General features: G+C 56.1%; 20 protein-coding genes and 1 pseudogene. 9 read left to right on the forward strand and 12 right to left on the reverse strand.

Annotated elements, in window-relative coordinates:
• A partial coding sequence (locus tag J2T09_RS26715) for a hypothetical protein (protein WP_306840127.1) occupies positions 1-303 on the forward strand: 303 nt, incomplete at its 5' end.
• On the opposite strand, the gene J2T09_RS26720 is transcribed toward J2T09_RS26715, so the two are convergent.
• Both J2T09_RS26720 and J2T09_RS26725 read right to left on the reverse strand, forming a co-directional pair.
• Positions 281-1456 carry a zinc-dependent alcohol dehydrogenase gene (locus J2T09_RS26720; protein ID WP_306840128.1) on the reverse strand — a complete coding sequence of 392 codons (1176 nt, stop codon included), beginning with the start codon at positions 1454-1456 and terminating at the stop codon, positions 281-283. The genes J2T09_RS26715 and J2T09_RS26720 overlap by 23 nt on opposite strands.
• A gap of 19 nt (positions 1457-1475) precedes the next feature.
• A complete protein-coding gene (locus J2T09_RS26725) occupies positions 1476-1829 on the reverse strand; it encodes an SPW repeat domain-containing protein (protein ID WP_306840129.1) in 354 nt (117 codons plus the stop codon).
• Between the two features lie 207 nt (positions 1830-2036).
• On the opposite strand from J2T09_RS26725, the gene J2T09_RS26730 reads away from it, so the two are divergent.
• A complete protein-coding gene (locus tag J2T09_RS26730) occupies positions 2037-2429 on the forward strand; it encodes a response regulator (protein WP_306840130.1) in 393 nt (130 codons plus the stop codon).
• A 2-nt stretch (positions 2430-2431) separates the two neighbouring features.
• Here the strand turns inward: J2T09_RS26730 and J2T09_RS26735 are convergent, their stop codons facing one another.
• The 5 genes from J2T09_RS26735 to J2T09_RS26755 form a co-directional block, all read right to left on the reverse strand.
• Positions 2432-2932 (reverse strand): sigma-70 family RNA polymerase sigma factor, encoded by a 501-nt coding sequence (locus J2T09_RS26735; RefSeq protein WP_306840131.1) that lies wholly within the window; start codon positions 2930-2932, stop codon positions 2432-2434.
• Between the two features lie 238 nt (positions 2933-3170).
• Positions 3171-3536, reverse strand: coding sequence for a response regulator (locus J2T09_RS26740; protein WP_306840132.1), 366 nt, complete (start codon positions 3534-3536; stop codon positions 3171-3173).
• On the reverse strand, positions 3533-6328 hold the full coding sequence (locus J2T09_RS26745; protein ID WP_306840133.1) for a PAS domain-containing protein: 2796 nt from the start codon (positions 6326-6328) through the stop codon (positions 3533-3535). Before J2T09_RS26745 ends, J2T09_RS26740 begins: the two co-directional genes overlap by 4 nt.
• A 146-nt stretch (positions 6329-6474) precedes the next feature.
• Positions 6475-6852 (reverse strand): response regulator, encoded by a 378-nt coding sequence (locus J2T09_RS26750; protein WP_306840134.1) that lies wholly within the window; start codon positions 6850-6852, stop codon positions 6475-6477.
• 374 nt (positions 6853-7226) lie between these two features.
• On the reverse strand, positions 7227-8282 hold the full coding sequence (locus J2T09_RS26755) for a Fic family protein (protein WP_306840135.1): 1056 nt from the start codon (positions 8280-8282) through the stop codon (positions 7227-7229).
• Between the two features lie 584 nt (positions 8283-8866).
• Here J2T09_RS26755 and J2T09_RS26760 point away from each other — a divergent pair.
• Positions 8867-9058, forward strand: coding sequence for a hypothetical protein (locus tag J2T09_RS26760; RefSeq protein ID WP_306840136.1), 192 nt, complete (start codon positions 8867-8869; stop codon positions 9056-9058).
• Between the two features lie 599 nt (positions 9059-9657).
• Here J2T09_RS26760 and J2T09_RS26765 read toward each other — a convergent pair.
• Positions 9658-11667, reverse strand: a complete 2010-nt coding sequence (locus J2T09_RS26765; protein WP_306840137.1) for a hybrid sensor histidine kinase/response regulator — start codon at positions 11665-11667, stop codon at positions 9658-9660.
• Between the two features lie 139 nt (positions 11668-11806).
• Here J2T09_RS26765 and J2T09_RS26770 point away from each other — a divergent pair, with 139 nt between their 5' ends.
• The 5 genes from J2T09_RS26770 (at position 11807) to J2T09_RS26790 (ending at position 15310) form a co-directional block, all read left to right on the forward strand.
• A complete protein-coding gene (locus tag J2T09_RS26770; RefSeq protein WP_306840138.1) occupies positions 11807-11980 on the forward strand; it encodes a hypothetical protein in 174 nt (57 codons plus the stop codon).
• A 107-nt stretch (positions 11981-12087) separates the two neighbouring features.
• Positions 12088-12468, forward strand: coding sequence for a response regulator (locus J2T09_RS26775; RefSeq protein ID WP_306840139.1), 381 nt, complete (start codon positions 12088-12090; stop codon positions 12466-12468).
• A 541-nt stretch (positions 12469-13009) separates the two neighbouring features.
• The gene (locus J2T09_RS26780) at positions 13010-13477 is read left to right on the forward strand and encodes an Hsp20 family protein (protein WP_306840140.1); all 468 of its coding nucleotides are present in this window, start codon (positions 13010-13012) and stop codon (positions 13475-13477) included.
• A 151-nt stretch (positions 13478-13628) separates the two neighbouring features.
• Positions 13629-13925, forward strand: a complete 297-nt coding sequence (locus J2T09_RS26785; RefSeq protein WP_306840141.1) for a DUF982 domain-containing protein — start codon at positions 13629-13631, stop codon at positions 13923-13925.
• Between the two features lie 101 nt (positions 13926-14026).
• A complete protein-coding gene (locus J2T09_RS26790) occupies positions 14027-15310 on the forward strand; it encodes a diguanylate cyclase (RefSeq protein WP_306840142.1) in 1284 nt (427 codons plus the stop codon).
• On the opposite strand, the gene J2T09_RS26795 is transcribed toward J2T09_RS26790, so the two are convergent.
• From J2T09_RS26795 to J2T09_RS26810, 4 genes and pseudogenes are all read right to left on the reverse strand, one after another.
• Positions 15283-15582, reverse strand: a complete 300-nt coding sequence (locus tag J2T09_RS26795; RefSeq protein ID WP_306840143.1) for a hypothetical protein — start codon at positions 15580-15582, stop codon at positions 15283-15285. The two genes, J2T09_RS26790 and J2T09_RS26795, sit on opposite strands and share 28 nt — an antisense overlap.
• 28 nt (positions 15583-15610) lie before the next feature.
• A complete protein-coding gene (locus tag J2T09_RS26800) occupies positions 15611-15847 on the reverse strand; it encodes a hypothetical protein (RefSeq protein ID WP_306840144.1) in 237 nt (78 codons plus the stop codon).
• A 229-nt stretch (positions 15848-16076) separates the two neighbouring features.
• On the reverse strand, positions 16077-16466 hold the full coding sequence (locus J2T09_RS26805) for a GNAT family N-acetyltransferase (RefSeq protein WP_306840145.1): 390 nt from the start codon (positions 16464-16466) through the stop codon (positions 16077-16079).
• A gap of 50 nt (positions 16467-16516) precedes the next feature.
• Positions 16517-16917: pseudogene (locus J2T09_RS26810) on the reverse strand (rhodanese-like domain-containing protein).
• 84 nt (positions 16918-17001) lie between these two features.
• Between J2T09_RS26810 and ftrA the strand changes: the two are divergent.
• A complete protein-coding gene (ftrA, locus tag J2T09_RS26815) occupies positions 17002-17973 on the forward strand; it encodes a transcriptional regulator FtrA (RefSeq protein WP_306840146.1) in 972 nt (323 codons plus the stop codon).
• Positions 17974-18291 lie beyond the last annotated feature (318 nt).

Raw genomic sequence — 18291 nt, forward strand, 5'->3', positions numbered from 1 at the left:
AAACGCCCTACGAAGCCATTAGGCGACTCAGTGAGAAAAAACCTGAAATCTTCTCTCGAATACCAAGCCATGACATGTTGGGACCAAACACCTAGAAAGGTATGGAGTTTGCTCGTCGTTTCGTTGGTCATTGTCATCGAAGAAGCGGAGCTTCAACCCTTGAACGGCCATTCGCTCGGTCATCAACTCGGCCATGGCGTCGAGAAAAGCCTCGACGCCATGTTCCTTTTCAAATCTGCGGCAAGCCGTTTTCAGATCTTCGGTGTCCATTCGCCCACTCTCACGCTGTCAAGACGACCTTGATGCAGTTGTCCTTCTTGTCGCGGAACGTCTCGTAGAGCTCTGGTCCCTGCTCGAGCGTTGCGCGATGGGTTATGATAAAGCTCGGATCGATTTCGCCCTCCTCGATGCGGCGAAGGAGATCGAGCGAGTAACGATTGACATGCGTCTGGCCGGTCCTGATCGTCAGACCTTTGTTCATCGCTGCCCCAAACGGGATCTTGTCCAGAAACCCACCGTATACGCCGGGAACAGAGACGATGCCGCCGGGGCGGCATGCCATGATGGCTGTTCTGAGAACATGTGGCCGGTCAGTTCCCAGCAGAGTTGCGGCTTTCACCTTGTCTATGATTGCGTCGAACGAAGCGGTTGCGTGGGATTCCGCACCGACGGCGTCGATACATTTGTCGGCGCCATGACCGGCCGTCATGTCCTTGATGTGGTCGGGGATAGTGCCATCGATCTGATCGAAGTTGATAATCTCCGCACCTGCTGCAGCGGCGAGAGCCAGACGCTCGGGCACGTTGTCGATCGCGATGACGCGCGCGGCGCCCTGCATGAAGGCGCTTTTGATGCAGAATTGGCCGACAGGACCACATCCCCAGATCGCAACGATATCGGTCGGTTCGATCTCACAATTGGCCGCGGCCATCCATCCCGTCGGGAAAATATCGCCAAGAAAGAGAGCCTGCTCGTCTGAAATACCATTCGGAATGATGATTGGCGAGACGTCCGCGTAGGGCACACGCACATATTCCGCCTGGCCGCCTGCATAGGCTCCCGTCAGGTGCGAATATCCGAAGAGGCCGGCAGTTGGATAACCGAACGCCTTCGTTGCATTCTCTACCTTGCGGTTGGACCGCTCACAAACGGACCAATTGCCTCTCCGGCACTGGGAGCACTCCCCGCAGCAGATCGTGAAAGGAACGACAACGCGGTCTCCGACCTTGAGCTTTGAGTTACCACGACCGACATCGACGACTTCGCCCATGAACTCATGACCGAGGATGTCGCCTTTTTCCATGAAAGGAATATAGCCATCCATCAAATGGAGATCCGACCCGCAGATAGCGCAGGCCGACATCTTGATGATTACGTCGCGGTCGTCTTCGATTTGTGGATCGGGAACGCTATCGCAACGAATGTCGCCTTTTCCGTGCCAGCAGAGTGCTTTCATTGTGATTTCCTTCTTTTTGTCAGGAGGCGGTGCCCGTCGCGCGGATTTTGGTGATCGTGGCGAGGAGGATGGCTAAAAAGCCGATGACATACACGAGCCACTCAATAGCCGCGGGTAGGTCGAACACGGTCGGGATGAAAAGCATGATGATGCCAAAGACGATATCGAGAGCCAGATGGAATCTGACCCGGAGGAACCGAACTGCGCCCAGCTCGTAGTCCGTGAAGAGGCTGTAGGCGATTGCAAACAATCCCAAGGCAATCAAGGCAATGAGCGTTGGGCCTTGGGTCCCGAGAGCAAACGGCAACACGATCAGCACCACCCCGACAAGATAGTCGAGCACTCCGTGCAGCACGGTGGGAATGAAACGCATGATAGCCTCTTCGGTAAATCCGTAGGCTGCGAACAAGACACAGTTGTCAAAGTTCCGTCTACCGCCTGAAAGATCTGCGAGGGAACTTGTCGCTATCGCCGGTGTTCGTCAGTGCCGAAGCTGGTTATCAGATCAGGCATTATGAGAAGGCCTTTGCCTTGCGATTTGAACCATCCACCAGTACGCTGAGGCGATTGCGAGGTTGCATTGGACAGTTCAATTTATCTGAGCCTTTTCGCGGGCAAACGTATCTTGGTCGTTGAGGACGAATATTTCCTCGCCGATGAGACACGCCAGAAGCTCGATCATCTCGGTGCAATCGTCGTTGGCCCCGCTGCTAATGTTGAGGATGCCTTGCGGCTGATCTCGTCATTGGACATCGACGGAGCCATCCTGGACGTGCATTTGGGAGACGAGTTTGTGTTTCCCGTTGCGGAAGCGTTGGAAGCGGTCGACGTGCCGTTTGTCTTTGCAACAGGCTATGATGCGTTTATAATCCCCGCGAAGTTCTCTGGTTTTGCATTATGTGAAAAACCGACGGAGCTAGGAAAGATAGCGTCCGCTCTATTTGGACCAAGCGGTGGTCCTGCGCTCAACTGACTTCAGTTGCCGTTGATCGTCGTCCAGAGATGCAATCTGGCGCGATTCACCCGACTTTTCATCGTCCCGAGTGCGCATCCGCATCTCTGGGCAGCATCTTCATAGCTCAGACAATCGATGAATATCATCTCAATCGCCGTTCGGTGGTGCTCCGGGAGGTTAGATATCGCCTGCTCAAGCTCACGTCCGCGAAGCGTCCACTCCTGAGTAGCCGGAACGGTTACCTGCAGCGCGGTGTCATCCGCAAGGCCGACATTCTCGCGCTTCGTCAATCCGAACTTGGTACAGAACGTGTTGCGCATGATCGTGAACAGCCACGATCTCAAGCGCGTGCCACGTTGGAACTTCTCCGCGTTAGCGATCGCTTTTAAATACGTTTCCTGAACAAGATCATCGACATCGGTTGGCGAGGCGTGAAATCTTTTCGCAAAGTTGCGGAGTGCCGGCAGATGATCGATGAGCTCGATTTCGCTAAAGCCTGTCTGACTGTCGTGTTGTTCCATGACATCCTCCCGTTAGTCTGGAAAACATCATGGTGGGGGTATCGTTCCTGACGATCGTGCGCAACGGACGCTGCGTACGCTGTCGTACAGACGTTGACACTGGACACCCATTCTTCTTTCGAAAAGAGGCAAAACGCTGATTGTCAAACGCTCGTCAGGACTTGGATCTGCTCGTTGCTCCAAGACTGGCTTCAGGTGGACTGGTCAACGATTTTTCTAGCGAGTGCCCAAGCGATCTTCACTGAAATAATCCCAAACGCCTAAACGCCTGTGGAATGTCGATGGGTTTTTCGCAGCAACCCACATCCTCAAAACGTGCTGGAAGCGAGGGCGCGTCATACCCCGTGCAGAACACGAAAGGAATTTTTCTCGCCGTCAGGATGTCCGCCAGCGGATAGACCATTTCGTCACCCAGATTCACGTCAAGTAGGGCTGCGTCGACATCTTGGTGTTCAACGAGGTCGATCGCGTCTTTCGTGTTCGCCGCCGGTCCGATTGCGATCATACCGGCGTCAGCGATTGCGCCGACAACTTCCTCCGCCAACGTATACTCATCCTCTACAACGAGAATTCTGGTGAGATTCCTGTTCGTTTCACTGGTCATCTGGTTCCATTGGGCGGCGTCGTGTTCGAGACCGGAATGGAGACCGTGCACCTGACGCCATCAGGTGTCTGATCGTACGTCGTCTTGGCACCGAGCTGATAAGGAAGGGCTCTTTCGATCAGCTCGCGCCCTTGCCCAGTTCCTTGCGGTTTGCTGTCTGAGTCTGGCATCACCACGCCTGTTTCACGCCAGTCGATGTGAAGCCATGGCCTGCCGTTTTGACCATTCGGCTCGAACGACCAGGAAACAGTCAAATACGCATCCTGCTGACTCAAAGCTCCGTATTTTACGGCGGTGGTCGCCAGTTCATGAAGTGCCATAGCCAGGGTCTGCACGGTTGATGATCGCAGACGTATCCCGGACGGTCCCTCAAGATTGATGCGATCCCAGCCATCTCCCATCGCCGACAATTCCGATTGAAGCAGTTCATCGAATGTGACGCGGTCAACGCCATCCTTGAGCCGCGATAGTAGCCCCTGGACGCGCGCGAGAGCGTCGAGACGGTCGCGAAAACGTTTTCGGAAATCGTCGAGGTCTGTGCTTGAACGAACCGTCTTGTCTGCGGTCGAGCGGACAACCGCGATCAGGTTGCGGGTACGATGCTGAAGCTCTGCCACCAGAACCTTCTGTCTATCCTCCCACTCGCGGCGATCTGTCGTGTCGATCATCGAGCCCACCATGCGAAGCGGCTTACCGAATTTGTCGTAGAAAAATCGACCGCGGCCGTGAAGCCAATGAACCGAGCCATCAGGATGGAGGGTGCGGAACTCATGAACGAACTCCGTGCCATTTTCCATAGCTTGGCGTAACGCTACCTCGGCAGCTTCGCTGTCTTCCGGATGGATCCGGGCAATCCAGGCCTCGTAGCTAGGTCGGACCTCGCCAACTTCGTAACCTTCCATTCGAAAGTGTTCGTCGGACCAGTGGACATCTCCGGTCACAACGTTCCAATCCCAAAGACCGAGCCGGCCAACTTCTACTGCACTACGCAAACGTTCTTCGCTCTGCTCCAGCCTGGCTTGGGCAAGTCGGACTTCGGTAATATCCTGACCAATCCCCCCAATGCGAATGACTCTATTATCGGCGCCGTAGATTGGGAAATCCGTATCCCGAAGCCAGCGCATGGTACCGTCAGGCCGCTCGATCCGGTACTCTATCACGACCTGCTCACCCTTTCGCACTTGTTCGATGCCCGCCATTGCCTGTTCCCGGTCTTCAGCCACGATAAGGCCCAGCCAGTTGGCAACGGTGTCCCCGGCCAGCGCGGTATCGACTTCCAACCCGTAGATCGCCTTAAATGCCGGGCTCAGGTATTCCCACTGGAGCGAACCGGCATCTCTGATCCAAATCACGTCCGATGAGGCTTCACCGAACTGCCGCAACCGTGATTCACTTTCGTGGAGTGCTTCCTCAGCGCGAGCACGTTCCAGGGCTGAGCGAAGACGGTCCCCCGTTTCACGGATGAGGAGGTTCTCTGCAGCGGTCCAGTGGTGAGCTGAGCGGCGCTGAATCCCGAGGAAACTCACACCCCGTTCGCGATCGACAAGCACCAGATCTGCAAACGATTGGATCCCGCGCTTCTGCAGGCCTTCTCTCCCGGCTTCAGGCAAGGTCGGGTCAGCCGCCACATCGTCCGACGCGACCAGCGCGCCCGATCGGTAGGCGTCGACAAAATTTTGACCGAGCGGCGCAAGGGAATGAACGCCTAGAATTGAAGGTGCGCCGGACCCATACTCGTGCTGGATGTGAAGCTTTCCCGAGATAATCTCTCCAAGGACCACGCGATCAGCCCGCATCTCCCGGGCAACGCGTTGACTGGCAAATGCCGCAATAGCGTCAACGCCAGATAACAATCGCATCCCGTCCGACAGCTCTGTGATAAACGCTTGCCGATCCTCAGTTAGCTTGCGCTCTGTCTTGTCCTGACCAATCTTGTAATAGCCGCGCAAGTTACCCCCGGGGCCGCGCAAGGCAATCGTCTGGCCATCGAGATAGACCTTGGTGCCATCTTTTCGCCGATGCCAGCGAGCATCGATTGCCGAGCCTTCTTTGATCGCAACGGACAGCTCATGTTGGGGCTGACCAGCCGCCCTGTCCTTGTCGGTGAAGATGATATCGGCAGGTTGCCCGATTGCTTCGGCAGCCGACCAACCGAGGATATCCTGAGATCCGCCGAGCCAGTCGGTAATCCTGTCTTCCGCGTCACTGACGATCAGCACGTAAGCCTTGGCATTTTCGACGACGAGCCTCAATCGCTCGTCACTGGTCTTCAGGTTTTCGACGGTTTTGAGGCGGTCGATGACCGGTCCAAGCACCATGGCATAGGTCTTGAGAAACTCGATATCTTGCGTGTCGAAGTCCCGCGGCTGGCGCGCGTCCACCTGTAAAATGCCGTACGGGACACGACCCGGCAGAAAAATCGGCACATTGACCAGAGCAACGACGCCATGATCGCGCAAAAAGCGTGGAAAGGCGAAGCGCTCCTCTTGCTCGATATCGTTGGTGATGACCGGCTTGCGACATTCAATCGCGTAGGCCTCGGATGAGCGCTCATCGAGATCGACGCGCACCTGCCCGACGATGTCCGAATTCCACCCGATGCCAGCGCGGATGAAGCCAGTGTTGGTGTTACGATCGACCTCTACGATCTTGGCAAGATCGGCGTCGAGCGCTTCTGCCACCAATCGGCAACCCTTGGTCAGGATTTCGTCAAGATCATCATGATCAAGAACGAAATCGCCAAAGTTGGCCAGGACACGTTGTCGCTCGGCTAATCTCGAAGGATATTCCATCCTTCCCAACAGCTCTAGGGAGATAAAGTTGCGTCGGCACCGGATTTAAAACCAAAAGGATGGCTGCGGTCTTTCGTAGGACCGACGATCCGAATCTGCTACTATGTAAATCGCTAATCCCATTTGTCCTGCAAACCGACGGCTAGTCAGGCGTTTTGGGGCAGGAGAGGTACCAATAAGGCGATCAGCTCACGCTCGTCTACGGGTTTCGTGAGGCACGGCATATCGGAAAACTCTTTCGGCATTGATGAGCATTCGTAGCCGGTCACAAAAACGAAGGGGATCTGACGCGTCTGTGAAAGCTCGGCGACAGGATATGCCATTTCGTTCTGCAGGTTGATGTCGAGGATTGCACCGTTGATCAGAGCTGAGCCGCGAATGATTTCAAGCGCTTGATCGACGCTCGATACGGGGCCGAATACCCGTGCTCCCGCTGCCTCGAGGCTCGTCATGAGATTTGAGGCGATCAAATACTCGTCTTCGACTATAAGCAGGCTGGTGCCGGCAAGACTTGTGCTGGGCATCAATTTTTCCTCCCGAAATTCGAACCGTGGAAAATACCGGAAGTTCCATGCTGCGCTGGGCATCATGGGAGATGGGCGGTGCCACGCCGGAATAAACAATCCCGCCACGGATCGACCGACGACCTAAACGGTGGGTCGTATTGCAGTCCGGGCCCCAGGCTAGTGATTACCGAGTTATGGATTCGTTTGTCCAAAATCGGAATTATATTGAGGAGCTGAAGAAGCCTAAGCGCGCAAGAGAAAGGCAGGAGGTATCCGATAAGCTTCTGGTTTTAAAGGGGTATCTTAGTCTTCGATTGCTCGAGGGTTGCGGGCCGGCGGTGCAAATCCCATCAAAAGCTAAACTTAATTAGATTTTCCCGACATCTGACTGATCACGACAGACCGTACCAAGCACCGCGGCCCGCACCGTGGAGGACGAGGTGCCCTTGATCGACGAGGGCCTTGAGGTGATCCTTGATGGTGTGACGGCTCGCATTTGTGATCCTGGCAGCCTCCGCGACCGTGATCCGCCCATGCTCGCGTGCCAACTCGAGCAGCGTGACGGATAGTTCCGGCAGGTCGGCGAGGATGATGCGCTCGCGCTCCATTTTCTTCTCAAGTCGGGTCTTTTGCCGATGCAGCGCTCTTAAAAAGAACTCGATCCAAGGATTCCAGTCGGGCTCTGTGCTTCGGATCGTTCCCTGCGTGCGCCGGAGAGAAATGTAATAGCTCTCCTTGCTTTGCTCAATGATGCTTTCGAGCGAGCTGTATGGGACGTAAGCGTAGCCGGCTCGCAGCAGCAGCAAGGTGGTCAGAATACGCGACAAGCGGCCATTGCCATCCTGGAACGGATGGATTTCGAGGAATACGACAACGAAGATCGCGACGACTAAAAGTGGATGGAGCCGTTTTTCTCGTCCTTGCTCGTCCAACCATGCGAGAAGTTCTTCCATTCGACGCGGCGTATCGAACGGCGTTGCCGTTGCGAAAACGATGCCGAGGCTCTCGCCTTGTTCGTTAAACGCTTCCACGTTGTTGGAGAGGTTTTTGTAGGCGCCGCGATGCCGTTCATCCTTGGTCGAATGTGCAAGTAGGTCGCGGTGGAGCTGACGGATATGATTCTCAGTGAACGAGATAGCGTCGTAGGCACTGAAGATGGTCTCCATCACTTCCGCGTAGCCGGCAACCTCTTGTTCATCGCGCGTCGTAAAGGACCCCAGGCGAATGTTTGCCAGCAACCTTTCGACCTCTCGATCGGTGAGGCGCGCTCCTTCGATACGTGTGGAGGAACCGACGCTCTCAATAGTCGCGACGCGCCGGAGACTGGACAGCCGTTCAGGCGCGATCCGCCCGATTGCGCGCCAAGCACCTTTGAATTCGTCAATTTCAGCAATTAAGGACAGGATTTCGGGCGTGATCCGGATGGTAGTCGTGTTCAGAGTTTCCATTCTTTCATCCGTTTCCATCCATTTCCTAGCCAGCCCTCATGCACTATTTTTCCATCCGTTTCCATCCAATTTCGATCAGATGGTCTGTCCACCTGCCTGCTGGTTGTGCGTCAGATGATCTGCCAGTCTTCCCTAGACCGGATCCAGACTTCTGCAGCGAGACAAAAGAAGATGTTCGAGAATGGCTGCCAGCAGAAGCAGAGACGGTCCTTAGATTTCATCGGCAGGGAGATAGCGACCGAGAGATAGGGATGGGATTTCCAAGTCCCTGACGTCTTAAGAATTCGGGTGACATGGAAGCGAAGCAACATCGGGTCACAGGTTCGATTCCGCTCAAGAGGTACGGCTTGGTCACTGCCTGACGGAGTTCGAAAGCTCTGATCCCTCCAAACATTAAACTAGCGCCTGGAGGTCTCGCTACCGAGTTTGCAACGACGAGTGCGAGCGCTCGTGTACCGACAGAACTGAGGGAAGCGATGGCTTGCCACGGCGTGTGGGAAACAGACCACCTCATCAAGTACGATACCGTACCGAAACTTGGCCGCTCTCCGCGCGTTACCCCGTGCGTAACGCGGAGTGGGACGTTGTCAAAACATATCGATACAGCAGATTTGAAGATCCAAGGTGCTCAACAAGTGATGACTGTCACTGAATTTGCGCTTCAGTACAAGATCACAAGCGACGAGCAATTGCGTCTCACCAAGCTTCTGGGAATGTTCGCGACAAAACAGGAATTTCTGATGGATGTGCGCCTTAAGTCCAGAATACGTCACTGAATGAGGCAAAGATAGCCTCTCTTTCTCTCCGGCATGCCGCAGAGTGATGAGACCGCTTGTTTACGGTCGGGGCCATGATGCTACGGCTATGGCCAGACGTAAAAGATCTAGAAAGAGTCGCCGACGCAGCCATGTCGTCGCTCATTCTTTCATGTGATAAAACTTATGAGACCATGCGTAATTTTCTTAAATCCAAGTTTACTCCGGCTGATTTGAATATGATTCAGGCCGCGCTTGATGAATGGTGTGGGCTGAACAACGTACGAGGCGTACCCCGACCGCGAACTTGCAGCCGCCATCATGATCACATTGTATCGGGAAGGGTATAGGTCTGCTGAAGGGCTGTTGGCCGCAGCTGCAAAGCACAAAGGTCTTCGGGATCTCGCCCATAGCGCCGAGATATCGAACACGCCAAGTTAGCCCCACTGATTAACACCATGGTCCGGCGAGAAAGATTGGCATCGCCCGCGAGTGTTGCGCTCACCGCTGATATTCATCCTAAAATGCGAGCGATATGGTCTGAGCTACCGTGAGATCATCGGCGGGAGACTGAGCCGAGCGCGGAGGGGTTATTGGGCGAGATGACGGCCCAGAAATCCTTAGAGCTGCAATGCCTTTGAGACCGCAGTTGCAAGTTCCGCCTGCATGAATGGCTTGCTGAGTTTTTGCAGACTGGTTTCCTCTCCTGCCGGGAGTTCGGCGTAGCCTGTCGCCAAAACAACGGAAAGGTTTGGTTGCAGGGCTTTAGCTAGTTTGGCGAGTTCCACACCTGTCATGCCTGGCATCGCCTGGTCTGTCACGAGCAGATCCACCCGCTCTCCGTTCTCCAATATCCGCAACGCCTGTTGACCGGATGAAGCTTCGAGAACCCGATGACCGAGATCCTCAAGCATGGCCGCCGTGTTCATCAGGACGAGCGCATCGTCATCGACAGCAAGGATAGTTAGCGCTGGCTGAGGTAGTTCTTGTGTAAGCTCGACTGATGGTACAGGGGCCGGGGACGGAGCGTATTCTCGGGCGACCGGCAGCCAGATCTCGGCGGTGGTTCCAGTCCCGGGGATGCTCAGCAGACGAAGCTTGCCGCCGGATTGCGCCGCGAGACCATCGACCATTGGCAGGCCGAGGCCGGTACCCTTTCCAACACCCTTTGTCGTGAAAAACGGTTCCATCACCCTGCTGAGCGTGGTTTCGTCCATTCCTTCGCCGTTGTCCCTGACGCTGAGGCAAAGATAGTCGCCAGCCGGAAGGTGGTCGACCTCGTGGAGGGCCAGGGTCGCCAGATGCACGGAAATCTCTACAGTCCCGCCATTGGGCATGGCGTCACGTGCGTTGACGACAAGATTGAGAAGGGCCGTCTCGAGCTGAACAGGATCGGACTTGGTTGGTGGCAGTGTCCGAGGAAGGTGCGTCTCAATTGTGATAGCCGGGCCAACGGCCTGGTCGAGCAGTTCCTTGGCACCGCTGACCAAAGTCACGAGATCGACCGCCTCCTGCTGGAGATCCTGACGGCGTGCAAACGCGAGCATACGTTGCGTCAGGGAAGCACCACGTCGCGCGCCATGCACGGCATTTTCGAGAAGAGCCTTCGCACGCGTGTCCTCTTGTGGAAGGCGCTTCTGCAAGAGTTCGAGACTGCCGAGGATCGCCATCAGCAGATTGTTGAAGTCATGGGCGGCCCCGCCGGTAAACTGGCCGACCGCTTCCATCTTTTGAGCTTGGCGAAGCAGAGCCTCCGCGCGGCGCTTTTCAGTGATGTCGCGGGTCACCTTGGCGAAGCCCACGAGGGCGCCGTTATCGTAAACCGCGTCGATTATATCGTTGGCAAAAAATCGGCTGCCATCCTTGCGCAGGCGCCAGCCTTCATTCTCGAAGCGACCAACCTCCAATGCCGTTTCGATTGAGCGGCAAGGTAGGCCAGTTGCCCGATCGTCCTCGTTGTAAAAGCGCGAGAAATTCTCTCCGACTATCTCCTCGGAAGTGTAGCCCAGGATGCGTTCCGCGCCACTGTTCCAGCTGGTGACGTTACCCTGATGATCAAGCATGCAAATGGCGTAGTCGCTGACGCTGTTGACGATCAGGCCAAAGTTGCGTTCTGACTCCTGGAGTTTCTGCAACGTCTGCTGCAGTCGATGCGTACGGTCGCGGACGCGGTCCTCCAGCTCCTCCTTGGCTTGCAACAGTGCTTCTTCTGCCTGCCTTCGGGCACTGACATCGCGGGTAATCGCCAACTGGCCTGTGGTGCCATCGTCCAGTTTAATCGGAACGGCATGGGTTTCCATATGGCGGCGTGTGCCTGCCAAGCCGATAATATCGAACTCCCAGACGAGACGTTCTCCGCCGCAAACTTTGGCGTGATGTTCGAGCCACTGTGCCCGGTATTCATCGGCCACGAGATTGAACGTGCAGGCGCCGGCGACGCGATCCCAGCTGTCGGTCTCGATCATTGTGAGACCAGCGGCATTCATGTGCAGCAGGTCGCCATTGGGTGCTACGACCTTGATACATTCCGGCGTCGTATCGACGATGGCCTGCAAAAACTTGTCAGCATCGCGCCGGTTCTCAAACGAAAAGGCGTCGGCCAATCCTTTCAGCAGGTCAAACCCTTGCATCGTTCCCTCTGAACGCATCCATACACAAATTCTAATTAACGGTCAGAGACCGCCATGCAAGGAAATTTCTCGTCTGGAAACTGGCTGCCGTGTCTTTGTACGGTGTCGGACAGAAGAGGCGGTTTTAAGAGGTTGTCGCATGAGCGATCTCTATGAAAGTTTCAGTCGCGAGGGTAACCGAAGAAGAGCACAGGGGATAAAAAACGGTCCGCATTCTATTCCATCGACGGCACAGCGGCGTTGCGTCGCCTGCAAGCACAGCGCGTTCAACGTCGATGGGCCGTCGAGCGAATGGCCCGTTGCCGACAAGTGATGATTTCATTCGCATTTTATTAAACATGTCGGAAAATACTGCGCTTCGAGGGGCGATCCATAATGGGACAAGCGAGTTGATCTTGTAACCACAAAGCGGAGACTGCCATGTGCCAGCGTACAGTCCTTATCGTTGAAGACGAGCCTCTAATCAGGATGGTGCTCGCGGACACCCTTCTCGACGAAGGTTACGATGTCGTCGAAGCCGGAAACGTGCTTGAAGCTGTGGCGGCTCTTGGACAGCGGCCGATCGACGCCGTTGTAACTGACATTGACATGCCGGGCGCTCTGAGTGGTCTCGATCTCGCCCGGATGATTTCGACCTCACATATGAACGTGCCCGTCATCATTGCATCAGGTCGGCATAGGCCCGGACAGGAAGAGCTGCCCGGCGACGCCGTGTTCGTTCCCAAACCCTATGGTCTGGATGTCATTGCGGCTATGGTCGGAGACATGACTGCGAGCGAGGGGATGCGATTGGCGGGCTAGTCGAGGACTTCTGGCAATACCGTTAGACATTCCTCGTTCAACCGCCTGCTGTTTTGCGTAGTGATCAATCGGCAGCGCGGTACTGTGACCACGAGCTCGGACCTTCGTTACTAGTCGTCTTCAGTCTTTGCCAAATCACCTCACTCATCGTGTCAAGGCGCCAGACATTCATCGCAAATGCCGCAGCCATCTTCGTCCATCAACGATCGGGGGCGCTGGCGACAGCAGCAAGTGCAGATCGCTGTCTCGCAATCAGTGATATGCTCCGGCGGTAGAATTTCCGTGTCAAAATCCGAAAAATGGTCAATCGCTAAGTCGTTCATTTCGATGCTTCCAAGTCGAGGATTGGGCCTCGAAATGGGGAGGCTTTTCGCGACGAACAAGACGCAACCAATCTCATCAAAACATTTTCGTCCGAGGTCTTGAACGGCGAAATCTGAGAAACCAAATCGGTCGGCGCCGACGGCCCAATGAGGGGGTCGGCTGACCGAGGAAGCGGATAAACCGCTTCCTTCCATGTTGCTTTACGGAGGATATGGTTATGAGAACTGAACTTGATTTTGCGCCACTGTACCGCTCTAGCATTGGTTTCGACCGCGTGTTCAACCTCTTGAACAATACGCAGCGCCTGAATCCCATCGATACCTGGCCCGCATATGACATCGTCAAGACCGGTGAGGATGACTATCGCATCACCATGGCCGTGGCCGGCTTCGGTGAGGGCGATCTGGATATTACCCAAGAGCGCAACGTCCTGGTAATTAAGGGTGGCAAAGATGAAGAGCTTCAGGGCGAGTATCTCCACCGCGGCATTGCTGGTCGTTCGTTCGAGCGGAAGTTCGAGCTTGCTGACCACGTCAGGGTCGAGGGTGCTGATCTCAGGCACGGCCTGCTGACGATTAGCTTGAAACGCGATGTGCCGGAAGCGATGAAGCCCCGCAAGATCGAGATCGGCGTTGCTTCGTCTAACGAACCGCTTCGGTTGGAAACCGACCGTCAGGTTGCCTGAGCGAGAGCTCGGTGGTCGGCGAGGGCGTCGCTCAATACACCGCAGATCACAATCGGTGACATTCGACCAGAAGGTCTCGTATCGCCCATAGCTCGGCCGGCCTCACGGGGCTGGCTTTCCCCTTTCATGCAGAGCAAAGAAGGAGGTTCCAATGGCATTAGCTCTGTTCGATAAACCGCTCTATGCGCAGCGCCGGTACTTTATGCCGGAAATCAGCGGGCTGGATGACGTGTTCGACTTCTTGGACGAGTGGCCGCAAGAGAAACGCAACCTCGCATATGACACGCTCGTCAGATATTGTCGCGAGGCAGCAAACGGTCACTGGCCCATCGATGCGGTCCGCGAGAACTTCCGCGTGTTCCTGAAGCAGAATGGCAAACTTGCCGAACTCGAAGATGTGCCGCCGCATCTACAGCGCGACAGTCGCGCCAAGCTCGGCGGAATGTAGGTCGCCGGGCTTCCCTACAAGTGCCGGAGCGATGCTGGCACCTTGATTATCATCTCCTAAAACACACCTATCGCGGTGAAGCTCTTATCTTTGGAGGAAAGATGGTAGCGGAACCCTACACGGCGGACGATCCCAAAACTCGCCTGGCGCTCTTTGACTTTGCCTTTGAGAACGCTCCCATCGGGATCGCCCTTGTCGATCTTGAGGGGCGCATCATTCGCGGCAACGCTGCATTCGCGAAGCTGCTGTCGCTCCCTCCCGACAAGATACTCGGAACGCACTTTAAAGATTTCACTCATCCAGAGGATATCGAGGCGGACCTGATCCTGTTTCAGCAGGTGTTGCAGGGGAGGCGGGACGGCTACACGATCGAAAAGCGTTACCTGCGGCCGTTCGGAGAGGTCGTTCACGTCCTGATCCACGTCGCCGCAATGCGCGATGCCGAAGGTAAGGTCGTCCGCTTCATCTCGCAGATCGAGGATATCACCCGCCACAAGGAGCATGAGCGTCAGCTCGCCGAGCGGGCAGCCCAGCTTGAGTTGGCGCTTGAAGCCATCCGTGGCGGCTTCTGGCAGATGGACATTTTGACGGGTAAGTTCGAGACGTCCGATCGGCTCGCTCAGTTTATTGGTGGCCCGACGGCAGCCCGGCTCGATCTCGAACGCTACGTCGACCGGGTCAATGTCAACGACGGGGCCCAGGCAGATCTGACACCTCTCATCGCTGGCACGCTCGATCACAATGTTGCCGAGTATCGTCTCGACACCGTCCACGGCGAACGCTGGATGCGCTGTGATCGACGTCTTTTGCGCGACAGCGACGGCCGGCCGGTCAAGATTGTCGGAATGGCAATTGATTTTACCGAAGAGCGGCGCCGGATCGAGATACTGGAGGAGACAGCACGCACCGACGCCCTGACCGGGCTGTTGAACCGCCGGGGACTATCAATCGAGTTCGCGACTCTGCAGTCTGCCGATGGCTTCGCTATCCTCGCGCTCGATCTGGATGGGTTCAAGGACGTGAACGATGCTCACGGTCATGCTGCTGGAGACCTCGTGTTGCAAACAACCGCCGCGCGCCTGGCCTCCGCCGTTAGAGACCAAGATCTGGTTGCCCGCACCGGCGGGGATGAATTCGTCGTGGTCGTCGCCGGTGATCGATCCGCAGGCGAGGCGGCGGCAAGTCGTATTCTTGAGCGGATGCATGAGCCGATTGCGGTCGCCACTGGGATCGCTGACGTCCGTACGAGCATCGGCGGAATCTGGACGAACGCAAAGCGTGATGTGACGGAGCTCCTCAAGGAAGCCGACGCGCTTCTCTACGATGCAAAGGCGGCCGGAAAAGACGCGGTCAAATTTCAGTCGTCATCCCGGACCGTGGTCTGAGCAGGCTCACCGGCGGCGCCAGGAATATCAATCGCTTCCGCATCGGGGCCGGCGGGTTTACGTATGTCGGGGCCAGACTTCGATCGCTGAGCGCGACGGATTGTGAGGTCGTTGTATCGGGACCTGAGCTCTGAGATGTCGTATTCGCCGCTGATCCAGAGCTCGACCCATCCCAGGAACTCGGGGTCATCGTCGATGGGCATTCCCCGCGCAATCGCCTTGTCGCGAACCTGGTCGAAGATCACCCGCCGTCTGTCGCTATCGATCGCCAATCTGCATCTCCGCCGATGTTGAAACAGTCTAGAGGAAGACCGCGAGACCCTCCGTATTGACGACGTAGATGAATTCTTCCCAAGCTTCATGAGCGGAAGCGAAAGATTCATTCCAGTCAGTAACCTGGTCTTCTAGGCTGGTGACCTCCATCCGCCAATCGTCACTGCCTGAAGGTCGGAAGATTTCTACAGTCACTGCGATGCCGCATTCAGTGTAACGGCCGGAAAGTTCTGAGCGTTCGGATAGCGGCTGATGCTGGTTCATTGGGTCACTAAACATGTTGGTGCGTGGCCAATAATATGTTTCGCCGACAAGGTTGCAATAGAGAAGGAAACGAAGGCCGAGCCCATCCGTCTCGGCGAGGCAGGAATCAATCTGCTGCCGGTTCGTGTCCTATCAAGAACTTAAGCCAGAACCGCCTTCCATGTTTCTGGCCGGAATGCGGTCACCCAAGGATCTCTCGGTCTGTTGCAGCCGTTTCCCGCCCAGATTGCTATGCGAGTATCATAACGAACCGAGACTTTTCCTGGCAATCCGCCCCTTCACGGCGGTAGAAGCGGATGGCTTGCTCGTTCCAGGCTGGAGTTTGCCATTCCATTCGGTCGACCCCTTCTTGCTTCGCAACCGCTTTCGCTTCAGCAAGCAGCAAGCTTCCAATGCCTCGGCCGCGGCTGATTTCGCAGACGAACAGACAATCCAGATGGGCATAGCGTTGCGCTCGCCAGACGGACCAGTCAAATGTGATCGCTGCGTAGCCGAGGAGCGTTTGCCCCTCGGCCGCGACGAGAAACCGAATGGCCTCACCCTGCCGCAGCAGCGAGTCGAGATCGGTCTCCGTCAGTGGGGCGACGCTCTTCTCGAACGCTGCGTGCTCCTGGATCAAATGGTATAGTCCCGAACGATCGGATTGAACGGGCCTTCGGATCGTGCAGGTCACGCTTCCATGCCCTTGGCGAGTTCGAACCCCTCATCGATCCAGCCAGTGATGCCGCCGGCCATGATTTTCACCGGCCGCCCGAGTTCGGCGAGGCGAAGTGCCCCCCGGGCAGCCCCGTTACAATGTGGACCTGCGCAATAGGTCACAAAAAGTATGTCGGCGGGCCAACGGTCCATTTTGGAACGTGTCATCTTGCCATGGGCAGATGGACAGCTCCCGGCACGTGGCCTTCGGCAAACATGGCCGGGCCGCGGACATCCAGCAGGACGAAACCCGGCTCTCCAGCGAGTGCAGCGTGTACATCCCAGCAGTCCGTCTCGAACGTGAACTCGGCGGCAAAATGCTCGCGGGCGATGTCGCTTGGTGCAGCAGGGATGGCAGTAACGGCGTTTGACATTGTAGGCTCCTTGGGTTGAGCCCTCTTTTCGCTTCTGCCTGTCTCCACTTGCAATTGGCATGCGTGACATAGTACGGGCATATCATGCCAAACTTAAACGGACCTCTTGTTGTCGCTCTCCTCTACGATGGTCTCTGTACCTTCGAGTTCGGAATTGTCGCCGAAATATTCGGGCTCGCCCGGCCCGAAATGGGAGAGGACTGGTACAGATTTGCAAGCTGCGCAGTTGAAGAGGGGCCACTTCGTGCTCACGGTGGTTTTCTGATCACACCGGATCATGGGCCTGAGTTGATCCAAAAGGCTGATATCGTCATCGTGCCCGGATGGAGAGGCATTGACGAGCCTCTTCCGCAAAGTCTTATCGATCTGCTGCGCAAGGCGCATCAACGAGGAGCAAGATTGGCATCGATCTGTTCTGGAGCATTCGTGCTTGCAGCAACAGGTCTTCTGAATGGCGCGACCGCCACCACGCACTGGCGTTACGCCGACGCTCTTCGGTCCCGTCATGAGGACATCGTCGTGGACGATGCATCCCTCTATCAAGCACACGATCGGATCTACACCTCGGCAGGTAGTGCTGCCGGAATTGATCTTCTGATCGAGATTGTTCGTCAGGATTTCGGGACAGAAGTGGCCAACTCGGTTGCTCGGCGACTTGTGATGCCTGCACATCGCAACGGCGGCCAGGCTCAGTTTCTGGAGCGTCCCGTGCCACCGGTGCACCAATCCGCCGTCGCACCGCTTCTGGACAAGATCCGGTCTGACTTGAAGGCATCCTGGACACTTCAGCAAATGGCATCGGAGTGCGGAATGAGCCTGAGGACTTTCGTCCGGAGATTTACCGAAGCGACGGGCGTTCCACCAGGCGAATGGCTCGTTAGTGAGCGGGTCGAGGCGATCAAGCCGCTCCTGATCGCGCAACGGCATAGCATTGACGAGATTGCGGCGGCCGTCGGAATTGGATCGGCAGATACCCTTCGGCATCACTTTCGGAAACGGACCGGCGTAAGTCCGAAGACCTACCAGAATCAGTTCGGCGGTCTGGGCAAATCGTAGCTAGCTTGCACACCGGATGCGGTGATCTGCTGCCAACGAGTAAACATGCTCGAGGATGCCTCTGTCGCGGACACGCGCATCGGACATCGCAAGGAGAGATGCCCGGCATATGCGCTTGTCAGATGAAACCTTGCAACGCCGCGCAACGAACTCGTATAGATCGTGCCCAGACAGATCCTCGCGAACACCTTGGATCAGCACCTCGTAGACGCTAGTAAGCTTCTTACCCACGATGACCTCCTGACCGACATCACGATCGTTATCGTCTTCTAACTCGGTAGGAAACTGTTCGGTTGCATGAACCCTTGTGTCGCCGTT

The sequence above is a fragment of the Neorhizobium huautlense genome (assembly GCF_030811685.1).
GTDB classification, from domain to species: domain Bacteria; phylum Pseudomonadota; class Alphaproteobacteria; order Rhizobiales; family Rhizobiaceae; genus Neorhizobium; species Neorhizobium huautlense_A.